Genomic DNA, 370 nt, shown 5'->3' with positions numbered 1-370 from the left:
GAAGGTTAGGATGGGGGTGGTTCTATGGCTCTGGGTAAAATCAAATTCGTTTGCCCCGTAGAGCCACCCTCTCCCCAGCCCTCTCTCGCCGGACGGGAGAGGGGGCGGTTTTCGGATAAAAACGAGGTCGTCTGAAACTTTAAGATTCGGGTTTTAAAGAAACAAACCCGTTCATACCCGTTTTCCGACGACCCGTGTATTCAATCAATACAGATTTTGGATAACTCAAGTAGCGTGGGCTTTGCCCACGAAATCCATCATTTAAGTAATCAAAATCAGACAATAGCCGAATGTGCTTTCATTTTGGCATTCATATCGCGGGCAAAGCCCACGCTACGGTTTGCTTCAACGGCAATCTGTTCCTTCCCCC

Origin of the sequence: Neisseria sp. HMSC055H02, from assembly GCF_001813335.1 — a bacterium.
Lineage (GTDB): Bacteria > Pseudomonadota > Gammaproteobacteria > Burkholderiales > Neisseriaceae > Neisseria > Neisseria sicca_C.
The sequence above is the reverse complement of the archived record's forward strand: the minus strand, read 5'-3'. Positions refer to the sequence as shown.